The following is a 19,944-nucleotide window of genomic DNA, read 5'->3' on the forward strand; positions in this document are numbered from 1 at the left end:
TCGGCAAGGAGCAGAGGAACATGAAGAAGAAACTCTCGTATGCGCGCCGGCTGGGCGCCTTGGCCTTGGTCGTGCTGGCCAGCGCCGGCGCACGCGCCGAAGACATCGACATCTACCAGGGCACGGCTTCCTCGGGCCCGGCCAACCTGCTGATCATTCTGGACAACGCGGCAGCGGCATCCGCCAGTTCGAGCTTCACCTGCAATGCCTTGACGGTGAACGACCCGGACAAGAACCTGGGCTTCGAGCAATGCGGACTGTATGCGGCCGTACGTGCGCTGGGCACCAACACTTCGCTGAACGGAAACCTCAATCTGGGCTTGATGTACATGCCGCCCGGGGGCACCGACGGAGGCACCTTCGTCCTTCCCGACCCGACGCCCGCGCCATCTTCGCTGCTGCTGATGGATGGCAATGGCAACGGCGACGGCAATGGCGTGGACAAGATGCTCAAGCGCGTCGAAGCGTTGAGCTTGGCCAAGGACAAGAGCAATAACAACCAGATCGCCCAGGCCATGCAGGAGGCTTGGGCCTTCTATCAGGCCAAGACCGGCCTGTCCGGAACCCAATATCCCGTCAACCAGAACCCGCAAGCCTGCACCCGCAACTTCGTTGTTTACGTCACGCTGGCCACCGGCAACCAGAAGCCGCAGGATGCCGGCGACCGCGCCGGTGCCGCGCTGCAAACCGCGGCCAAACTGACCAAGTTGCCGGACCAGGTCGCGCTACCGGGCTGGACGGGCGCCTCGGGCAAGTACAAGAGCGACTACGCAGACGAGTGGGCCGCCTTCATGTACAAGAACGCCGGCATCACCACCTACAGCATCATCCTGAGCGACGGCAGCAACCCGGACTACGAGCAGCTCATGGCCAGCATGGCCCAGCAGGGTGGCACCACCGCCACGGTGGTGCAGATCGGCGACGTCGACGCGCTGGTGAAGGCCCTCGAGCGCATCTTCCGGGACGTGCAGGCGACCAACAGCGTGTTCGCGGCCCCGGTGCTGCCGGTCAGCGCCAACACCCAGGGCACCTACGTCAACCAGATCTACATGGGCATGTTCCGGCCGGACAAGACCGGCAGCCCGCGCTGGATGGGCAACCTCAAGCAGTATCAGTTCGGTGTCGACATGACCGACAACGACGCGCCGCAGCTGTTCCTGGCCGATGCGACCTGGGGCGACTACTCCAAGGGTGGCATCAACGCCACCCGGGCGTTGAATGAAGCCAACACGGGCTTTCTTTCGACCTCGGCGATCAGCTTCTGGACCGCCAAGAACACCGACAACCTGCCCGATGCCTGGGAGGGCTTCTGGCGCAACGTCTACGTCCAGCAAGAGGCTACGCATGGCTACGACTGGCAGGACGGCCAAGTGGTGGAGAAGGGCGGCGTGAGCCAGCAGATCCGGCTCAAGCACCTGACCGATGCCTATGCGCTCGACGCGAACTCGAGCACCTATGCGAGTGCGCGCAATGTCTTCACCTGCGTGGGGAGCGCCTGCAATCCCACTGCGACGCCGGAACTGCGCACGATGCCCCTCAAGACCAGCAACACGAGCCTGAATGATGCGCTGATGGGAATCAAGGCTGACGCCACCACGCTGTCGCTGCTGGCCCGCAAGCTGATCGATTGGGTGCGCGGCGCCGACACCCGTGCCGCAGGCGATACGGACGCTGGACCAGAGGCGGGCAGTCCGCCCAGCGGCCCCAACGTCAAGGATCCCAAGATCACGGTCCGCGGCTCGGTGCATGGCGACGTGCTGCATTCGCGGCCGGTGGTGATCGACTACGGCGGCTCGACCGGCGTGGTGGTGTTCTACGGCGCCAATGACGGGCTGTTCCGTGCCGTCAACGGCAACCAGCCGCCGAAGTCCACCATGCCCGCCAACGACAGCAATGGGGACTACGGGCGCACGCCCATGGGCAATTGCGTGCTGGCCGGCAATGCCACTTGCTCGATTCCGGTCACTGCCGGCGGCGTGACCACCCAGGTGCCTCCGGGCGGCGAGCTCTGGAGCTTCGTGCCGGAAGAGTTCCTGCCTCGCCTGCAGCAGCTCTACAGGAACAGCCCGGCGCTGACCCTGGGCTCGGCCAATGGCTCCGGCAAGCCCTATTTCTTCGACGGCGCACCGGGCGTCTACTACAACCGTGTCACCGGCAAGGCCTACCTCTTCCTGTCGGCGCGCCGCGGCGGGCGGCTGCTGTACGCGCTGGACGTGAGCGATCCGGCTAATCCCACCTTCATGTGGAAGCGCAGCAATACGGACAGCGGCTTCGAGGAGTTGGGCCAGACCTGGTCGCAACCCAAGGTCGCGATGATCAAGGGCTACAGCAACCCGGTGCTGATCTTTGGCGCCGGCTACGACACCAGCGAAGACGCCGAGCCGCCCAAGGCGGACAACATGGGCCGCGGCATCTTCGTGCTGGACGCTGTCACCGGCGCGCAGCTGTGGCGCGCCGTTCCGGCCGCGGACGGCGCGTCGGCGAGCTGCGCCGACAACGTCTGCAAGGTGCCCGGCATGAACTACGCGATTCCCGCCGACATCACGCTGGTGGACCGCGACTTCGATGGGCTGATCGACCGGCTCTACGCCGCCGACACGGGCGGCAACATCTGGCGAGTCGACCTGCTGCGCTCCACCACCGGCGCGCGCAGCGACTGGGGTGTCACCCAACTGGCGGCCCTGGGCGGCACTGGCACGACCAAGCGCAAGTTCTTCTATCCGCCGGACGTCGTGCTGACCAAGACCTACGACGTGGTGGTCAACGTCACGGGCGATCGGGAGCATCCATTGCTGTCGAACGACGCCAACGCCATCGTCAACCGCTTCTACATGATCAAGGACGGCAATCCTGGAAACAGCGCGAGCGGCTGGTCGACCGTGGTCGACGACACCGCCAGCAATGCGGACAACAAGCCCGCGTCCCTGTTCCGGGTCACCACGGACACGCCCTATGACAACAGCGGGAGCGGCTTTTTCGTGACGCTGGGCAACGCGGGCGAGAAGGGCGTCAATGCCCCCACCACCGTGGGCGGCAAGGTCTATTTCGGGACCAACCAGCCCGTCGACACGAGCTCGACCAGCTGCAAGGCCAACCTGGGTGATGCCCGCAGCTACGCGGTGAACTTCCTCAAGGGCACCACGGACATCACCAAGCTCGAAGGCGGCGGCCTGGTGCCTTCGCCGGTCTTTGGCATCGTCACCGTCAACGTGGACGGCACGGACCGGCAGTTGCCTTTCCTGATCGGCGGCGGAGGGGGCAAGGGCGCCGACGGCAAGTCCGGCCTTGGCGCGCAAAAGCCTGTCATCTTGGTCAACCCCGTACGCAAGAGAACGTACTGGTACCGCGAGACGGACCGTTAAAAAAAAGGTCGCGCCGTCAACTCGCCGGCAGGCCCAGGTCCGGGGCCTGCCGGCAGTCGAGATATAAACGGGCCCCACACCTCCATGGAAAATCAACTCGCCTGGGTCCAATCTGCTTGTGCGCGCGTGCTGCGCCCGGTGATCCGGCTCGCCTTGACCATGGGGCTCAAGCATCCCCAGCTGGACGAGCTGCTGCGCAACCTGCTGCTGGAGGAGGCGCGCCGGCTTTGGCAGGCCGAGGGCGTTGCCCAGCCCAACATCAGCCAGCTGTCGGTCACCACCGGCCTGAACCGCAAGGCGGTGACGGCGAAGGTGCGCGAGCCGGCCGAAGCGCTGCCCAGCACCGAGGTGTCGGCGGCGGCCAAGACCTTCACGCTGTGGCTGCAGATGCATGCCGACGATCCCGGTCAACGCCGCCTGCCGATGGCAGGCGAGGAACATGCCCTGAGCTTCGAGAAGATCGCGCGCCAGGCCACCCGCGGCAACTGGCACCATCGCGCGGTGCTGGATGAACTGGTGCGACTGAAGCTGGTGACGGAGTTGGACGACGGACACGTCGAGCTGTCGGCCGACGGCTTCGTGCCGCATGCGGACCTGCAGTCGATGCTGGCCTTTCTGGGCGACAACACGCGCGACCACCTGCTGGCGGCGGTTTCCAATGTGACCGGCGATCGGCCGCCGATGCTCGAGCGGGCCGTCTATGCCAAGGGCCTCACGCTGCAGGACTGCGAAACCATTCACGCCCTGGTGCGGCAGCGCTGGAGCACGCTGCACCACGAACTCACCGAACAGATGAACCGCGCCGTCGATACCGCCGAGGGCACCGCCCCGGGCCGCATGCGCGTGGGCATCTACACCTACTTCGAGAACGCCGATGAAACTGCCGGCGCCGGAGGCCCACGATCGTGATGAACACCACCAAACTCTTGCGCGCGGGCCTCGGTTCGATGTTGTTGGCCTTGCTGCTTTCCTGCGGCGGGGGCGGCGACTACAGCGGTACGGGCAGCGGCAGCATCACAACCGACGGCAGCACCGTCGTCGTGGATGGCGGTGGTGCGCCAGGCTCGGGCTCCGGCTCCGGCTCCGGCGTGGATGGCGGCGGCGGTAGCGTGGGCGGCAGCGGCTCCTCGCCAGGCGATGGCACCAGCACGGCTGGCAATGGCACCGGCGACGGCTCGGGCGTGGGCTCCGGCGGCACCGGCGTCAGCACCGCCGACGCGGCCACCAGCGTGGGCGGCGTCGACGGCATGGGCAGCATCATCGTGGGCGGCTTGCGCTACGACATCGACAAGGCCACGATCGACCTGAAGGAGGCGAGCCAGCTCCAGATCGGCATGACGGTCGCAGTCACCGGTCCGGTGGACGCCGCTTTCACCAGCGGTGTGGCAACCAAGGTGGTCTCGGTGCCGCAGTTGCGCGGGCCGGTGACCTCGGTCGACGTGGCAGGCGGCAGCTTCGAGTTGCAAGGTGTCGACGTGAGCGTGGACGAGGGCACCGTCTGGGGCGATCTGCCCGGCCTGGCCAGCCTGCCGGTCAACAGCACCGTGCAGGTCTGGGGCCTGCCGTCCGGCCCCGGCATGCTGCGTGCCACCCGCGTCGAGACGCGCAGCGCCGGCGACGCGCCCCTGGCGGGCGAGTGGTATGCCATTCCGACACAGGCGGGTGTCCAGGTCCAGCTGGAAGGCGTGATCACGGACTATGCCTCGCAAGGCGCGTTCAAGCTGCTGGGCCAATCGATCGATGCCTCGGCCGCGGCAGTCACCGGCGGTCAGCCCGACAGGCTGGGCGATGGCATCAAGGTGGTGGCCAGCGGCACGCTCAATGCCAGTGGCGTCCTGGTGGCCAGCAAGCTGAAGATTCGCCATCTGCCCGGGGGCGGCGCGCTGCCTGCCTTCACCCTGATCGGCGCCGTGAGCGAGTATGTGTCACCGGCCGACTTCCGCGTGCGCGGCCAGCGCGTGGATGCCAGCGGCGTCACCATCACGGGCATTGGGCAACTGGCCAATGGCGTGCGCGTCAACGTGCAGGGCACGCAGGTGGTCAACGGCGTGCTGCTGCTGACCCAGCTGTCGTTCGAATAGAGCTGCCGGAGCGCTTGGCCGCCGCGCAGCTTTTTCAGTGCTCGGGCCGCGAGCCCATGGCCGTCAACACCCCCAGGCCGATGAAGGAGGTGCCCGCGAGCCGGTTGCCCCAAACAGCGCGTCGTGCGGCCTTGTTCAGGCGAGGCGCGGTGAGGCTGGCTGTCAGCACGTAGAACAGGTCCGTGCAGCAGGCGATCGCGATGAAGACGCCGGTCAGCGACAGGGTCTGCAGCAGCGGGTTCGCGTGCGCGTCCATGAACTGGGGCAGGAAGGCGGCGAAGAACAAGGTGGTCTTCGGGTTCAACATGGCCACCAGGAAGCCGTCGCGAAAGATGCGGCGCAAGGGCTTGCGCGACACTTGCGCCGCGTCGCTGGCGACCGCCGGCGGGCTGCGCCATAGCTGGATGCCCAGATAGACGAGATAGGCGGCGCCGACCCATTTCACGACCGTGAAGGCGACCGACGACACGGCAAACAAGGCCGCCAGGCCAAGCGCGGCGCCGACGGCATTGGCCAGATTGCCCAGCGCCACACCCAGCACCGACGTCAGGCCGCAGGCGCGGCCCTGGGCCAGCGTGCGCGCCACGATGTAGACGACGGCGGGGCCAGGTGTCAGGGCGAGCACCAGGCTCGCGCCCACGAAGGCCAGCAGCAGGGGCAGGTCGGGAAGCATTGCGGACTCCAGGAAGAAGAAAAATGGATCCGCAAGTATCGCCCGCCGAAGCAAAAAAAAGCGGCCCCTAAAGGCCGCTGATCCGGAGCTGAATGGCCGGAAAAGGTGTTACTCCACCTTCGCCTTGGCGCGCAGCTCTTCCTGGTACTTTTGCAGGCGCTGCTGCGCCAGTTGCTGCGAGATCTGCGGCTTGACGTCTTCCAGCTTGGGCAGCTGCGCCTGGCGGATGTCGTCGACGCGGATGATGTGCCAGCCGAACTGCGACTTGACCGGCGCTTGCGTGGTCTCGCCCTTGTTCAACTTGATCATGGCTTCGGAGAATTCGACCACGAAGCTGCTGGGGTTGGCCCAGTCCAGGTCGCCACCGTTCGCGCCCGAACCCGGGTCCTTGCTCTGCTTCTTGGCGATGTCCTCGAACTTGGCGCCCTTCTTCAGATCGGCAATGATCTTCTTGGCCTGGTCTTCGTTCTCGACCAGGATGTGGCGCGCCTTGTATTCCTTGCCGGCGTTGGCGGCGACGAACTTGTCGTACTCGGCCTGCACCTCGGCGTCGGTCACCGGATGCGTCTTGCGGTAGGTCTCGAACAGCTGGCGGATCAGGATGGCCTGGCGGGCCAGGTCGAGCTGGGCCTTGTAGTCATCGGTGGCGTCCAGGCCCTGCTTCTTGGCTTCCTGCATGAAGATCTCGCGGGCGATCACTTCTTCCTTGAGCTGCGGCTCCATCTCCGGCGTGACCGGGCGGCCGGCGGCGGCCAATTGCTGGGCCAGCACGTCCACGCGCGCCTTGGGCACCGGCTGGCCGTTGACGATGGCAATGTTTTGCGCCTGGGCAGCCATGGATGTCGCGCCCAGCAGCGCTGCGGCCGCGATGGCCTGCAAGAGTTGTTTTTTCATGGAAAGCAAGGGGAGGGGGATTTTTTTCAGAGCACTTCGATGGCAAGCGCATGAAGGCCCTGGACCACGAAATCGTGCAATGCATCATACACAAGCCGATGCCGGGCCACGCGGCTCTTGCCCTCGAAAAGCGGAGAGGCAATGCGCACCCGGAAATGGCTGCCGTAGCCCTGCGCATTGGCGCCGGCATGGCCCGCATGGGCGGCGCTTTCGTCGATCACTTCGAGCGCTGTGGGGCGCAGCACTTCGCGCAGGCGCGCATCGAGGGCGTCGGCGGTGGGGAGTGCGGCTTGCTGCAAGCTCATGGTCATGCGCTCGGCTCGTCCGACTTGAGGTGCGGGGCGATATACAGGCCCTGCGCCACCAGGAATCCGATCGGGAACGCATAGCCCCACAGCTTGAAGTTGACCCAGGCATCGGTGCTGTAGAAGGCCGCCACCCAGCCGTTGATGGCCGACATGAACAGGCAGTAGACGATCCACGCCATGTTCAGGTGGGACCAGATGCGCTCGGGCAGCACCAACTGGCTGCCCAGCAGCATCTTCAGGAAGTTCTTCTTCATGACCCAGTAAGCCACCGCCAGCGCAATGCCCATGGCGGCATAGAGCACGGTGGGCTTCCACTTGATGAAGCGGTCGTCCTGCAGCACCAGGGTGAGGGTGCCGAACACCAGGATCAGCGCCAGCGTGGCCTTTTGCATCGGCTGCAGCTTGCCTTCGGTGAAGTAGGCGATGCCCATCTGGATGGCGGTCGCCAGCATCAGCACGGCGGTGGCGACGTAGATGCCGTAGAGCTTGAAGGCGCCGAAGAACAGCAGGATGGGAAGAAAGTCGAGCAGCAGTTTCATTCTTTGGGTTGGAAGTCGAGCGAGGCGGAGTTCATGCAATAGCGCAGGCCGGTTTCGGTCGGGCCGTCCGGAAAGACGTGGCCCAGGTGCGCGCCGCAATTGGCGCACAGGTTCTCGGTGCGCACCATGCCGTGCGAGCGGTCCACCACGTTCTTGACGGCGCCGGGAATGGCCTCTTGCGAGAAGCTGGGCCAGCCGCAGCCGGCATCGAACTTGGTGCCCGAATCGAAGAGCTTGGCGCCGCAGCAGATGCAGTGGTAGCTGCCGTCGTCCCAGTGGGCTTCGTACTTGCCCGTGAAGGGACGTTCGGTGGCGGCGTGGCGGGTGACCTCGAAGGCGGCGCGCTCGGCGCCTTTTTCGGCCAGCAGCGCCTTCCACTCGGCCTCGGATTTCTCAACAGGGTAGGTCATGACGAGCAGCTGATTTCGATGGAGGAAGCCCAGTCGGGCGGGAAGCCGGCCATGTCTTCGTGGCCGGGGTGCTCTTCAAATGGGGATTCCAGCAGGGCCTGCAAGCGAGCCACGCCGGAGAAGTCTTTTTGCCGGGCCTGGTCGATCGCGATCTGGCCCAGATGGTTCCGCAGCACGAACTTGGGATTGCTGCGCAGCATGATCTGCGCGCCGGCATCGGGCGCATTGTTCCTGGCCCGGCGCTCTGCATAGTCTTTCAGCCAGGCATCGATGGCCGTCCGGTCGATGAACAGGTCGCGCACCAGGGTGGCGCTGTCGCCTGCAACATGCTGTGACAGGCGCCGCCAGAAAATGGTCCAGTCCACCTTTTCGGCGGCCAGCAGGCGCAGCAGGCCATCAACCAGCGCGCGGTCGGCTTCTTCGGCCGAGGCCAGGCCCAGCTTGGCGCGCATGCGCGATTCGAACTGCGCCGGGAACACCGTCTTGTAGGACTCCAGCGCCGCCACTGCCACCTGCTGATCGCCGATCAGCGGCAACAAGGCCTGTGCCAGGCAAAAGAGGTTCCAGTACGCCACGTTCGGTTGCTGGTTGTAAGCGTAGCGGCCCGATGTGTCGCTGTGGTTGCAGATGTGGCGCGGATCGAAGCCGTCCAGAAACTGGAAGGGCCCGTAGTCGATGGTGAGCCCCAGGATGCTCATGTTGTCGGTGTTCATCACGCCGTGGCAAAAGCCCACCGCCTGCCACTGCGCCAGCAGGGCGGCGGTGCGCTCGCTCACCGCTTCCAGGAAGGCGGCATAGGCGTTGCCGCCGAAGCGCGTGCTTTCGCGGCAGGCCGGGTAGTAGCGCTCGATCACATAGTCGGCCAGCTGGCGCAGCTCCTCATGGCGCGCGTTGGCAGCAAAGTGCTCGAAGTGGCCGAAGCGGATGAAGCTGGGCGCCACCCGCGTGACCACGGCCGAGGTTTCGATTTCTTCCCGATACACCGGCGCATCGGAGCCGGTGACGCACAGCGCCCGCGTGGTGGGAATGCCCAGGGCGTGCACCGCTTCGCTGCAGAGAAACTCGCGGATGCTCGAGCGCAGCACGGCGCGGCCATCGCCCATGCGCGAGTAGGGCGTGGGGCCGCTGCCCTTGAGCTGCACTTCCTGTCCGCTGGCGGTTTCGCCCAGCAGCAGGGCGCGGCCGTCGCCCAACTGCCCGGCCCATACGCCAAACTGGTGCCCGCTGTAGACGCTGGCCAACGGCTGGCTGCCGGCGAGCAGGACATTGCCGGTGAAGGCCTCCAGCGCCTCGGGCGTGTCCAGCTGTTGCGGATCGAGGCCCAGCGTGCGCGCCACCGCCGCGCTCGTGCCGACCCAGTAGGGTTCGGGCAGGGGGCGCGGGCGCAGCTCGGTGTAAAAGGCGGGGCCCAGTGCGCGGAAACCGGGGGTCCAGCGCAGGCCCAGGTCGACCACCTGGGCTTCGTCGGCAAGAAGGCTCATCCGGCGGATTGTCCTTCAGCCGGTACGGCCCCATGCAGGGCGGGTCATCCGCCGCCGTCGATCAGCTGGATGCGCAGCTGGGCCGGCGGCAGTCCGAACCAGCGCTTGCAGGCGCGAAAGAAGTTGCTGGTGTCGACGAAGCCAAGCAGGTCGGACACCTCGGCCAGCGAATGGCGCTTGTCGGCCAGGTGGTGCTGGGCCAGTTCGCGCCGGGTCTGGTCGAGCAGTTGCAGGTAGGAGCTGCCTTCGGCCTGCAGGCGCCGCTGCAGGGTGCGGTCGGCCAGGCCCAGGCCGGCGGCGACGTCCTGGCGGCGCGGCTCGCCCTGGTGCAGGCGGCGCGCAATTTCGGCGCAGACGCGGGCCCGGACGCTGTCCTGGCCGAGGCGGGCCAGCTGCTCTTCCAGCAGCCGCTCGTGCAGCGCAGCCAGGGCCGGGTGCTGGGTTGGAATCGGCGCCAGCAGGTCGGCGCCGGCCAGCAGCAGGCGGTTGGCATGCGCGCCGAAGCGGGGCGTGAGCCCGAAGGCTTCGCGGTAGGGCGCCAGGTCGGAGGGCGGCGCAAACACCAGCTCCAGCGCCAGCGGCTGCAACTCGTGCCGGGTGATCCAGCGGCACAGCATCAGCATGGTCAGCATCCCGTACTCGACCCGCTGGCGCGGCACGGGACGCCGGCTGCCGATGTTGCCCAGACACAGCCATTGGCCGCGCAGCTCGGGCTCCATGCCGAAGGTGGCGGCATCCGACACCAGTGCCAGGTAGCGCGCCAACCGCTCCAGCCCGGCCAGCAGCGAGGGGCTGCACAGCATGGCGTGGCCCACTGCGTCCAGGTTGCCGTGGCGTGCCGCCAGCTCGCGCGACAGGCCCAGCGTGGCCTTGCCGGAGCGCTCCACCGCCCGCTGCCACAAGAGGCTGATCTCGTCAGCCGGAAAGCGCGCCTCGGCCTTGGCCAGTTCGTTGGCGTCGAAGCCGCAGTCGCGCAGCAGCGCGCCGACATCCACGCCCTCGGCCTCGAACATGGCGAGCACGCCGCGCAGCCAGGCGCCGGAACTGGTGCGCACCGGCGCCGGGTTGCTTGGCGCGGTGTTGCGTTGTCGAGAAAGGTGGGTCTCTGAAGTCACTGCTTTGGCCCGGTTGCGATAGCGGCGAACCGGGTAGGTCTTCCTAGAATTTTTGGCTGGGGGCACGAGGCGTGCAGCGGCGAAGTATCGAGCACGCGCGGGGCGGGGCCCATTCCAGATAACCCCAAAAGAAGGAGACAAGACATGAGCAACAACAAGACATTGGGTTGGCGCGCCAGCGCCTGGCTGATCTGCGCCGCACTGGCGGCCTGCGGCGGTTCGGGAAGCAGCGCACCGGCGACGCCCGACGCACCGCCGCCCGCGCCCGAAATGCCCAAGGACCCGCCCACCGTGCGCAGCACTGCCCAGGGCAAGGTCGAAGGCATCGACGACTCGGCCGGCAGCGGCACCTATGCCTGGAAGGGCCTGCCCTTTGCCCAGCCGCCGGTGGGCAAGCTGCGCTGGCGCGCCCCGGTCGAGCCCGAGGCCTGGAGCGAAACCCGCACCGCCAAGGCATTCGGCAACCCTTGCCTGCAGAACGGCCGCATCTACGGCCCGGGCGCCAACAACCGCTACGACGCCAGCATCGCCAGCACCCTCAACACGCCGGTGGGCAGCGAGGATTGCCTGAGCCTGAACATCTGGCGCCCGGCCTCCACCGACGAGAAGCTCCCGGTGCTGCTGTTCATCCATGGCGGCAGCAACATCTCCGGCTACAGCGCCGACCCGGTGTATGACGGCGCCAAGCTGGCGAAGGCGACGAACGCGGTGGTCGTCACCGCCAACTACCGGCTGGGCGTGCTGGGCTTCCTGAACCTGCCGCAGCTGCGCGATGGCGACGCGGCCGGTGGCGACTCGGGCAACTTCGCGCTGCTGGACAACCTGGCGGCGCTGAAATACATCCAGACGAACATCGCGGCCTTCGGCGGCGACGCCGGCAACGTCACCTTGATGGGACAGTCGGCCGGCGCCATCAACGTGCTGGCGCTGATGACCTCGCCGCTGGCCAAGGACCTGTTCCACAAGGCCATGCCGCTCTCCGGCGGCATCTCGCTGGCGAGCAACCTTCCGGCCGGCAGCCTGCCGACCTTGAACCCGGCCGGGGCCTACCTGAACCAGGGCAACGCACTGCTGGCCCAGTTGCTGGTCGCCGACGGCAAGGCCGCCGATACCGCGGCCGCCGCGGCGTTTGTCGCCACGCAAACGCCGGCGCAGATCGCCGACTACCTGCGCGCCAAGGACGGCAAGCAGATCCTGACGATCGTGCTGGTCAAGGGCCTGACCGGCTCCGGTCCGATCCCGGACGGCACGGTGATCCCGACCGACCCGATCGCCGCCATCGGCGCCGGCCGCTACCAGAAGGTGCCCACGGTGGTGGGCGTGACGCGCGACGAGGGCAAGCTGTTCGCGGCGCTGCTGCCGCTGGTGGGCGGCCCCAAGCCCGGCATCAAGATCGATGATGCGATGCGCTTTGCCATGATGCAGAACTTCGATCCGGACGTGCCCACGGCGCTGACGTCGGCCGACATCATCGATGCCGCCTACCTGCCGGTCACAACGCCTGTCACCGGCTACGACGCGATGACCGCGCGCATCACCAACGCCTTCATGGTGCCCAGCCGCAACAACCTGCTCGACACCTTGAAGACGCAGCAGGCGAACGTCTGGCACTACCAGTTCGACTGGGCGCAGGAGCCTTATCCGTGGAACGAGGTGTATGGCGCGGCGCACGCCTTCGACCTGGGCTTCGTGTTCGGCAATTTCGGCCCTTCGCTGTTCTCCAATGCGACCAACAGCGCGGCCAACCGGCCCGGCCGCATCGCCTTGTCGAATGCCATGATGGCCAGCATCGGCGCCTTCATGCGCAAGGGCGATCCGAACGTCGACGCACTGGGCACCAGCTGGGCGCCATGGCCGTCGAAACTGCTGCTCGACGCCACGCCGAGCGCGCTCAAGATCTCGGCGCAATGAGGCGGCGCCACGCTACGGGCATTCCCCCAGTCTTCGGGATGTTGCACTGCGCAATACTCGCCGCCGTGACGCATTTCACCGATACGAAGGAGACATACCCATGCTGGGCCTGATGCAAGAACAACCGCTTCTGATTTCGTCGTTGCTCGAGTTCGCCGAGCGCCACCACGGCGACGGCGAGATCGTGTCGCGCAGGGTCGAGGGCGACATCCACCGTTACACCTGGGCCGACGTCGCCCGGCGTTCGCGCCAGGTCGCGCGGGCGCTTGACGGCGAGAAGCTGGAGTTTTCCGATCGCATCGCCACCCTGGCCTGGAACGGCTACCGCCATCTCGAGCTGTATTACGGCGTGAGCGGCTCCGGCCGAGTGCTGCACACCATCAACCCGCGGCTTCACCCGGACCAGATCGCCTGGATCGCCAACCATGCGGAAGACCGCATCCTGGCCTTCGACTTGAGCTTCCTGCCGTTGATCCAGGCGGTGCACGCACGCTGCCCGGGCATCAGGAAATGGATCGCGCTGTGCGACGCCGACAAGCTGCCGGCCGACAGTGGCGTGCCCAACCTGGTCAGCTATGAGGCCTGGATGGGCACGCAACCCAGCGACTACGCCTGGCCCCGCTTCGACGAAAACAGCGCCTCGAGCATGTGCTACACCAGCGGGACCACCGGAAATCCGAAGGCTGCGCTCTTCAGCCATCGGTCCACGGTGCTGCATGCCTATGCCGCCGCGCTGCCCGACGTGATGTGCCTGTCGGCCCGCGATTCGGTGCTGCCCGTGGTGCCGATGTTCCACGTCAATGCCTGGGGCATTCCCTATTCGGCGGCGATGACCGGCTGCAAGCTGGTGTTCCCGGGGCCGGCGCTGGATGGCAAGTCAGTCTATGAACTGATTGAGCAGGAAAAGGTGAGCTACGCCGCCGGCGTGCCCACCGTCTGGCAGATGATGCTGGGCCACATGAAGCCGGCCGGCCTGCGCTTCTCGACTCTCAAGCGCACGGTGATCGGCGGCTCGGCCTGTCCGCCCGCCATGATCCGCGCCTTCCAGGACGAGTACGGCGTGGAGGTGCTGCACGCCTGGGGCATGACCGAGATGTCGCCGCTGGGCACCCTGTGCACGCTGAAGAACAAGCACCTGGAGATGAACCCCGAGGAGCGCCTGGCCATCCGCCTCAAGCAGGGCCGCGCGATCTTCGGCGTGGACATGAAGATCGTCGACGCCGATGGCAAGGATCTGCCCTGGGACGGCAAGACCTCCGGCAACCTGCTGGTCAAGGGGCCCTGGGTGGTCAAGGAGTACTTCAAGGGCGAGGGCGGCGACCCGCTGGTCGATGGCTGGTTCCCCACCGGCGACGTGGCCACCATCGACCCGGACGGCTTCCTGCAGATCACCGACCGCAGCAAGGACGTCATCAAGTCCGGCGGCGAGTGGATCAGCTCGATCGACATCGAGAACATCGCGGTGGCGCACCCGGCCATTGCGATGGCGGCCTGCATCGGCGTGTTCCATCCCAAGTGGGACGAACGCCCGGTGGTGGTGGTGGTCAAGCGCCCCGGCGCCGAAGTGACGCGCGAGGAGCTGCTCAAGTTCTACGAGGGCAAGACAGCCAAGTGGCAGATTCCCGATGACGTGGTCTTCGTCGAATCCATCCCGCTGGGCGCCACCGGAAAGATCCTGAAGACCAAGCTGCGCGAAGCATTGAAGGACTACAAGCTGCCGGGCCTTTGAGCCTGGATGAATGGCGCGCATCCTACCGGCCGGTAGCACCACCATCGTGCGTGCTGTCACCTGGGTGATAGATGGCGGCCCGGGGGAGGTTTTCTTAGGGGCAATCCCTGTGCGATGCTCCCTGGAAAGCGCTTGTAATCCCGTCGTTCTTTTGACTTTTGATGACTGACAGAAACTGGAGACTCGTATGAAATTCGCTCTGAAACTCGTTTGCGCCAGCGTCGTTGCGGCGAGCGCCACCGGCGCCTTCGCCCAGAAGGGCGAAACGGTCAAGCTGGCCTGGATCGATCCGCTGTCCGGCCTGATGGCGGCGGTGGGCACCAACCAGCTGAAGACCTACCAGTTCCTGGCCGAGGAATTCAACAAGAAGAACGCGGCCGGCGTCAAATTCGAGATCGTCGGCATCGACAACAAGCTCAGCCCGCAGGAAACCACCAGCGCGCTGCGCTCGGCGCAGGACCAGGGCGTGCGCTACGTGCTGCAGGGCAACGGCTCCGGCGCGGCGCTGGCCATCATCGACGCGGTCGAGAAGAACAACGCGCGCAATCCGGGCAAGGAGCTGCTCTACATCAACTACGCCGCGGTCGATCCGGACCTCACCAACAGCAAGTGCAGCTACTGGCACTACCGCCTGGACGCCGACACCTCCATGAAGATGGAAGCGCTGACCACCTACATGAAGGATCAGCCGGACATCAAGAAGGTCTACCTGATCAACCAGAACTACGCGCACGGCGTGCAGGTGGCCAAGTACGCCAAGGAAAACCTGAAGGTCAAGCGCCCCGACGTGCAGATCGTCGGCGAAGACCTGCACCCGCTGGCGCAGGTGCGCGACTTCGCACCCTACATCGCCAAGATCAAGGCCTCCGGCGCCGACACGGTCATCACCGGCAACTGGGGCTCCGACCTGGCGCTCCTGATCAAGGCGTCCAACGACGCCGGCCTGAACAACGTCAAGTTCTACACCTACTATGGCAGCGTGAGCGGCACGCCCACGGCCATGGGCGCGGCCTCCGCCGGCAAGGTCTACCAGGTGAGCTACGGCCACGCCAACATGGGCGGCGAGATCCAGCGACTGGGTGTCGAGTTCAACAAGAAGTTCAAGGAAGACCTGTACACCCTGGCGGCCTACTCGGCCTTCCAGATGCTCACCGACGCCTTCGTCAAGACCAAGTCGACCGACCCGGTCAAGGTGGCGGCCGCGCTCGAGAACATGAAGTTCAAGAGCTTCAACGGCGAGGTCGAACTGCGCAAGGCAGACCACCAGATGCAGCAGGGCCTGTACATCACCAAGTGGGAAAAGGCCGGCGGCAAGTACGCGGTCGATGCCGAAGCCACCGGCTACACCTTCGTGCCGGTGAAGTACTACGAGCCCTACGTGGCCAGCACGCCCACCACCTGCCAGATGAAGCGCCCGGGCCAGACCGGCTGACGAGAGGCCTGCTTGGAGCCGCGCGCACCGCGCGGCTTCGCAAGTAGAAGGGCCCGACCCGGTTCGGGCCTTTTTTTTGTCGATACGGGAGTGGAATCTTGGAATTCTTTGTCATCTCGCTGCTGAACGGCGTCAGCTACGGGCTGCTGCTGTTCATGCTCAGCTCGGGCCTGACGCTCATCTTCAGCATGATGGGCGTGCTCAATTTCGCGCACACCAGCTTCTACATGCTGGGTGCCTATTTCGCCTACACGGTGTCGGGTGTGCTGGGCTTCTGGCCGGCCCTCTTCATCGCGCCGCTGCTGGTCGGTGCCCTGGGGGCGGCCTTCGAGCGCTACAGCCTGCGCCGGGTGCACAAGTTCGGCCATGTGCCCGAACTGCTGGTGACCTTCGGCCTCTCTTACCTGATCCTGGAACTGGTGCAACTGGTGTGGGGCCGCTCCACCGTGCCCTACGGCCTGCCCGAAGCGCTGCAGGGGCCGCTGTTCAGCCTGTACGGCACGCAGTTTCCGCGTTCGCGCTCCTTCATCATGCTGGTGGCGCTCTTGATGCTGTTGTCGGTCTGGCTGCTGCTGACCCGCACCCGCATCGGCCTGGTGATCCAGGCGGCGCTCAAGCACCCCGAGATGGTCGAGGCGCTGGGCCACAACGTGCCGCGCGTCTTCATGCTGGTGTTCGGCGGCGGCGCTGCGCTGGCGGGCCTGGCGGGCGTGATCGGCGGCAACACCTACGTCACCGAGCCGGCCATGGCCGCTTCGGTGGGTTCCATCATCTTCGTGGTCGTGGTGGTGGGCGGCATGGGCTCGCTGGCCGGCGCCTTCCTGGCGTCGCTGCTGATCGGCATCATCCAGACCTTCGCGGTGGCGCTGGACTATTCGGGCGCGTCGGCGCTGCAGGGGCTGGGCATGAACATCACGTCCGAGACCTTCGGCTACCCGCTGCTCTCGCTCACCATCTCGCAGGTGGCGCCGATCCTTCCTTACCTGTTCCTCGTGCTGATCCTGATCTTCAGGCCCAAGGGCCTGCTGGGTACGCGAGAGGACTGAAGCCATGAGCCCACGCCCGGCCGCTCCGAAGGGGGCTCGCACCGCAGTGCGAAGCACGAAGGTCATCCAATGAATACCGCCATGTCCACGACGACGACTCCCTACTACCGCTTCAAGCCGATGAACGTCGGCCGCATCCTGATCTGGTCGATCTTCGCCATCGGCCTGATCGTGGCGCCCATGCTCTTCAGGAGCAGCCTGGCCCTCACCATGCTCTCGCAGATCGGCTACCTGGTGATCATCTGCCTGAGCTACAACATGCTGTTGGGCCAGGGCGGCATGCTGAGCTTCGGCCACGCGGTCTATGTCGGCCTGGGCTCCTTCATCGCCATCCACGCGATGAACCTGGCCAGCAAGGGCTCGATCCCGGTGCCGCTGGTGCTGATCCCGCTGGTGGGCGGGCTGGGCGGCGCCTTCTTCGCGGTGCTGTTCGGCTTCGTCACGACCAAGAAGTCGGGCACCACCTTCGCCATGATCACGCTGGGCATCGGCGAGCTGGTGGCGGCCATGGCGCTGATGTTCCCCGGCTTCTTCGGCGGGGAGGGCGGCGTCACCACCGACCGCACCTATGGCGCCTTCCTGGGCCTGACCTTCGGGCCGCAGATCCAGGTGTACTACCTGATCGCCGCCTACTGCTTCGTCTGCACCGCGCTGATGTTCGCCTTCACCGGCACGCCGCTGGGCCGCATGCTCAATGCGGTGCGCGACAACCCGGAGCGCGTCGAGTTCATCGGCTACAACACGCAGTACGTGCGCTACTTCGCCTTCATCATCGCCGGCTTCTTCGGCGGTATCGGGGGCGGGCTGGCGGCCATCAACTTCGAGATCGTGAACGCGGCCGACAGCCTGAACGCGGTCCGTTCCGGCGGCTACCTGCTGTTCACCTTCCTGGGCGGCGCCACCTTCTTCTTCGGTCCCATGATCGGCGCGGTGCTGCTGGTGCTGGCCTCGATCCTGCTGTCGGAGCTGAGCAAGGCCTGGCTCCTGTACCTGGGCCTGGTGTTCCTCTTGATGGTGATGTTCGCGCCCGGCGGCGTGGCCAGCCTGATCATGATGAACCTGCGCGTGGCGGCCTTCGGCAAGTTCAAGCGCCTGGTGGTGCCCTACCTGGGCCTCATCGCGACCTCGGCCATCTTCGTGGCGGGCGCCGCGGTGCTGATCGAGATGACCTACCACATGCAGCTCAATGCGGCGCTGGGCCCGATAGTGCCGCTGTTCGGCATCGATCTGGACACCTCCAAGCCGGCTTCCTGGATCATCGCCAGCGTGCTGTTGGTGGTGGGCGTGGCCCTGTTCGAGATGGCGCGGCGCAAGTTCGTGCGCATCTGGGGCCACGCGCAGGAAGAGATCGAAGCCGAGATCAAGCGGCGCGAAACGGTCTGATCGGGAGACGAAGAACAACATGACCTACGCACTCGAACTCAAAGACCTGCGCAAGAGCTTCGGCAAGACCGAGATCATCCGCGGCGTCGACCTCGCGGTGAATGCCGGCGAGCGCATTGCCATCATCGGCCCCAACGGCGCCGGAAAATCCACCTTGTTCAACCTCGTCAGCGGACGCATGGCGCCCAGCAGCGGCGAGGTGCACCTGAAGGGCAAGCGCATCGACGGCCTGAAGCCTTTCGAGGTGAACCGGCTGGGGCTGTCGCGCAGCTTCCAGATCACCAACATCTTTCCCAAGCTGAGCGTTTTCGAGAACCTGCGCTGCGGCGTGCTGTGGAGCCTGGGGTACCGCTACAGCTTCCTGCGTTTCCTGTCCAACCTGCACGATGCCAACGCGCGGGCCGAGGAACTGCTGGTGCAGGTGGGGCTGGGCCGCAAGCGCAACGTGCTGGCGGTGAACCTCACCTATGCCGAGCAGCGCGCGCTGGAGATCGGCGTCACCATCGCGGGCGGCGCCGAGGTGATCCTCCTGGACGAACCCACCGCCGGCATGAGCAAGACCGAGACCTCTCACTTCATCTCGCTGATCAAGCAGGTGACGGTCGGCCGCACCCTGCTCACGGTGGAGCACGACATGGGCGTGGTGTTCGGCCTGGCCGACAAGATCGCGGTGGTGGTGTATGGCGAGGTGATCGCATTCGACACGCCGGACGCGGTGCGCGCCAACGCGCGGGTGCAGGAGGCCTACCTGGGCTCGCCTGTGGCCCAGGCCCAGGGAGGACATTGAGATGCTGAAGCTGCAAGACATTCACGCCTACTACGGCAAGAGCCATGTGCTGCATGGCGTCTCCTTCGAGGTGGGCAAGGGCGAGATCGTGGCGCTGCTGGGGCGCAACGGCTCGGGCCGCTCCACCACGGCCAAGGCCATCATGGGCCTGGTGCATGCCGAGGGCGGCCTTTCGTGGAAGGGGCAGGACATCCTGCGCAAGAAGGCCTACGAGGTGGCGCATCTGGGCATCGGCTACGTGCCGGAAAACCGCGACATCTTCCCCAAGCTCACGGTGCATCAGAACCTGCTCCTGGGCCAGAAGGGCGCGGGCAAGGACAGCCGCTGGAGCTTCGAGGACATGTACGCCATGTTCCCGCGCCTGAAGGAGCGCCAGCACACCGAGGCCGGCGTGCTCTCGGGCGGCGAGCAGCAGATGCTGACCCTGTGCCGCACCCTGATGGGCGATCCCGACCTCATCATCATCGACGAGCCGACCGAGGGCCTGGCGCCCAAGATCGTCGAGCTGGTGGGCGAGTACCTCAAGCGCCTGAAGGACCGCGGTATCTCCGTGTTGCTGATTGAACAGAAACTGACCATTGCGATGCACATTTCCGATCGCGCGCTGGTCATGGGCCACGGTACGATCGTTTTCGACGGCACGCCCGACTCATTGCGCGCCGATGCCGGCACTCGGAAAGAGTGGCTGGAAGTCTGAGCATCCAGGGCCCTTCAAGAGGCTCCCGCCTTTGTCCCTAGCGCGACTCCAAACGCGCGGGACATGGGCCTAGAATCAAAAAAAAGAACACCCGTG

Annotated in this window: 17 protein-coding genes; 10 read left to right on the forward strand and 7 right to left on the reverse strand. The window is 66.0% G+C overall.

Annotated features, from left to right (window positions below):
* Positions 1-20 precede the first annotated feature (20 nt).
* The 3 genes from ACIPRI_RS13385 (at position 21) to ACIPRI_RS13395 (ending at position 5,443) form a co-directional block, all read left to right on the forward strand.
* Entirely contained in the window at positions 21-3,362 is a 3,342-nt protein-coding gene (locus ACIPRI_RS13385; RefSeq protein ID WP_446621940.1) for a pilus assembly protein, read from the forward strand.
* Between the two features lie 84 nt (positions 3,363-3,446).
* A complete protein-coding gene (locus ACIPRI_RS13390; protein WP_446621941.1) occupies positions 3,447-4,271 on the forward strand; it encodes a DUF6502 family protein in 825 nt (274 codons plus the stop codon).
* Entirely contained in the window at positions 4,271-5,443 is a 1,173-nt protein-coding gene (locus ACIPRI_RS13395) for a DUF5666 domain-containing protein (RefSeq protein ID WP_446621942.1), read from the forward strand. The genes ACIPRI_RS13390 and ACIPRI_RS13395 overlap by 1 nt, the downstream gene beginning before the upstream one ends.
* Positions 5,444-5,477: 34 nt before the next feature.
* Here ACIPRI_RS13395 and ACIPRI_RS13400 read toward each other — a convergent pair whose 3' ends face one another.
* The 7 genes from ACIPRI_RS13400 to ACIPRI_RS13430 all read right to left on the reverse strand — a co-directional run bounded on the left by ACIPRI_RS13400 (position 5,478) and on the right by ACIPRI_RS13430 (position 10,761).
* Positions 5,478-6,116: a LysE family translocator gene (locus ACIPRI_RS13400; RefSeq protein WP_446621943.1), complete on the reverse strand. Its 639-nt coding sequence runs from the start codon at positions 6,114-6,116 to the stop codon at positions 5,478-5,480.
* 108 nt (positions 6,117-6,224) lie between these two features.
* The gene (locus tag ACIPRI_RS13405; RefSeq protein WP_446621944.1) at positions 6,225-7,010 is read right to left on the reverse strand and encodes a peptidylprolyl isomerase; all 786 of its coding nucleotides are present in this window, start codon (positions 7,008-7,010) and stop codon (positions 6,225-6,227) included.
* Between the two features lie 26 nt (positions 7,011-7,036).
* On the reverse strand, positions 7,037-7,315 hold the full coding sequence (locus ACIPRI_RS13410; RefSeq protein WP_446621945.1) for a BolA family protein: 279 nt from the start codon (positions 7,313-7,315) through the stop codon (positions 7,037-7,039).
* Positions 7,316-7,317: 2 nt separating this feature from the next.
* The gene (locus ACIPRI_RS13415; RefSeq protein ID WP_446621946.1) at positions 7,318-7,857 is read right to left on the reverse strand and encodes a septation protein A; all 540 of its coding nucleotides are present in this window, start codon (positions 7,855-7,857) and stop codon (positions 7,318-7,320) included.
* Positions 7,854-8,267, reverse strand: a complete 414-nt coding sequence (gene msrB / locus ACIPRI_RS13420; protein WP_446621947.1) for a peptide-methionine (R)-S-oxide reductase MsrB — start codon at positions 8,265-8,267, stop codon at positions 7,854-7,856. The genes ACIPRI_RS13415 and msrB overlap by 4 nt, the downstream gene beginning before the upstream one ends.
* Complete coding sequence (locus ACIPRI_RS13425; protein ID WP_446621948.1) at positions 8,264-9,748, reverse strand: protein adenylyltransferase SelO; 1,485 nt, start codon at positions 9,746-9,748, stop codon at positions 8,264-8,266. The genes msrB and ACIPRI_RS13425 overlap by 4 nt, the downstream gene beginning before the upstream one ends.
* A gap of 44 nt (positions 9,749-9,792) precedes the next feature.
* Complete coding sequence (locus tag ACIPRI_RS13430; protein ID WP_446622102.1) at positions 9,793-10,761, reverse strand: AraC family transcriptional regulator; 969 nt, start codon at positions 10,759-10,761, stop codon at positions 9,793-9,795.
* Positions 10,762-11,007: 246 nt separating this feature from the next.
* On the opposite strand from ACIPRI_RS13430, the gene ACIPRI_RS13435 reads away from it, so the two are divergent.
* The 7 genes from ACIPRI_RS13435 to ACIPRI_RS13465 all read left to right on the forward strand — a co-directional run bounded on the left by ACIPRI_RS13435 (position 11,008) and on the right by ACIPRI_RS13465 (position 19,848).
* Positions 11,008-12,774, forward strand: a complete 1,767-nt coding sequence (locus ACIPRI_RS13435) for a carboxylesterase/lipase family protein (protein WP_446621949.1) — start codon at positions 11,008-11,010, stop codon at positions 12,772-12,774.
* A gap of 100 nt (positions 12,775-12,874) precedes the next feature.
* Positions 12,875-14,503, forward strand: a complete 1,629-nt coding sequence (locus ACIPRI_RS13440; RefSeq protein WP_446621950.1) for a 3-(methylthio)propionyl-CoA ligase — start codon at positions 12,875-12,877, stop codon at positions 14,501-14,503.
* Between the two features lie 187 nt (positions 14,504-14,690).
* On the forward strand, positions 14,691-15,935 hold the full coding sequence (locus ACIPRI_RS13445; protein ID WP_446621951.1) for a branched-chain amino acid ABC transporter substrate-binding protein: 1,245 nt from the start codon (positions 14,691-14,693) through the stop codon (positions 15,933-15,935).
* Between the two features lie 98 nt (positions 15,936-16,033).
* On the forward strand, positions 16,034-16,981 hold the full coding sequence (locus tag ACIPRI_RS13450; RefSeq protein WP_446621952.1) for a branched-chain amino acid ABC transporter permease: 948 nt from the start codon (positions 16,034-16,036) through the stop codon (positions 16,979-16,981).
* An 81-nt stretch (positions 16,982-17,062) separates the two neighbouring features.
* Positions 17,063-18,364: a branched-chain amino acid ABC transporter permease gene (locus tag ACIPRI_RS13455; protein ID WP_446621953.1), complete on the forward strand. Its 1,302-nt coding sequence runs from the start codon at positions 17,063-17,065 to the stop codon at positions 18,362-18,364.
* Positions 18,365-18,383: 19 nt separating this feature from the next.
* Entirely contained in the window at positions 18,384-19,151 is a 768-nt protein-coding gene (locus ACIPRI_RS13460) for an ABC transporter ATP-binding protein (RefSeq protein ID WP_446621954.1), read from the forward strand.
* Position 19,152: 1 nt separating this feature from the next.
* Positions 19,153-19,848 (forward strand): ABC transporter ATP-binding protein, encoded by a 696-nt coding sequence (locus ACIPRI_RS13465; RefSeq protein ID WP_446621955.1) that lies wholly within the window; start codon positions 19,153-19,155, stop codon positions 19,846-19,848.
* Positions 19,849-19,944 lie beyond the last annotated feature (96 nt).

The organism is Variovorax sp. LARHSF232 (assembly GCF_052871435.1).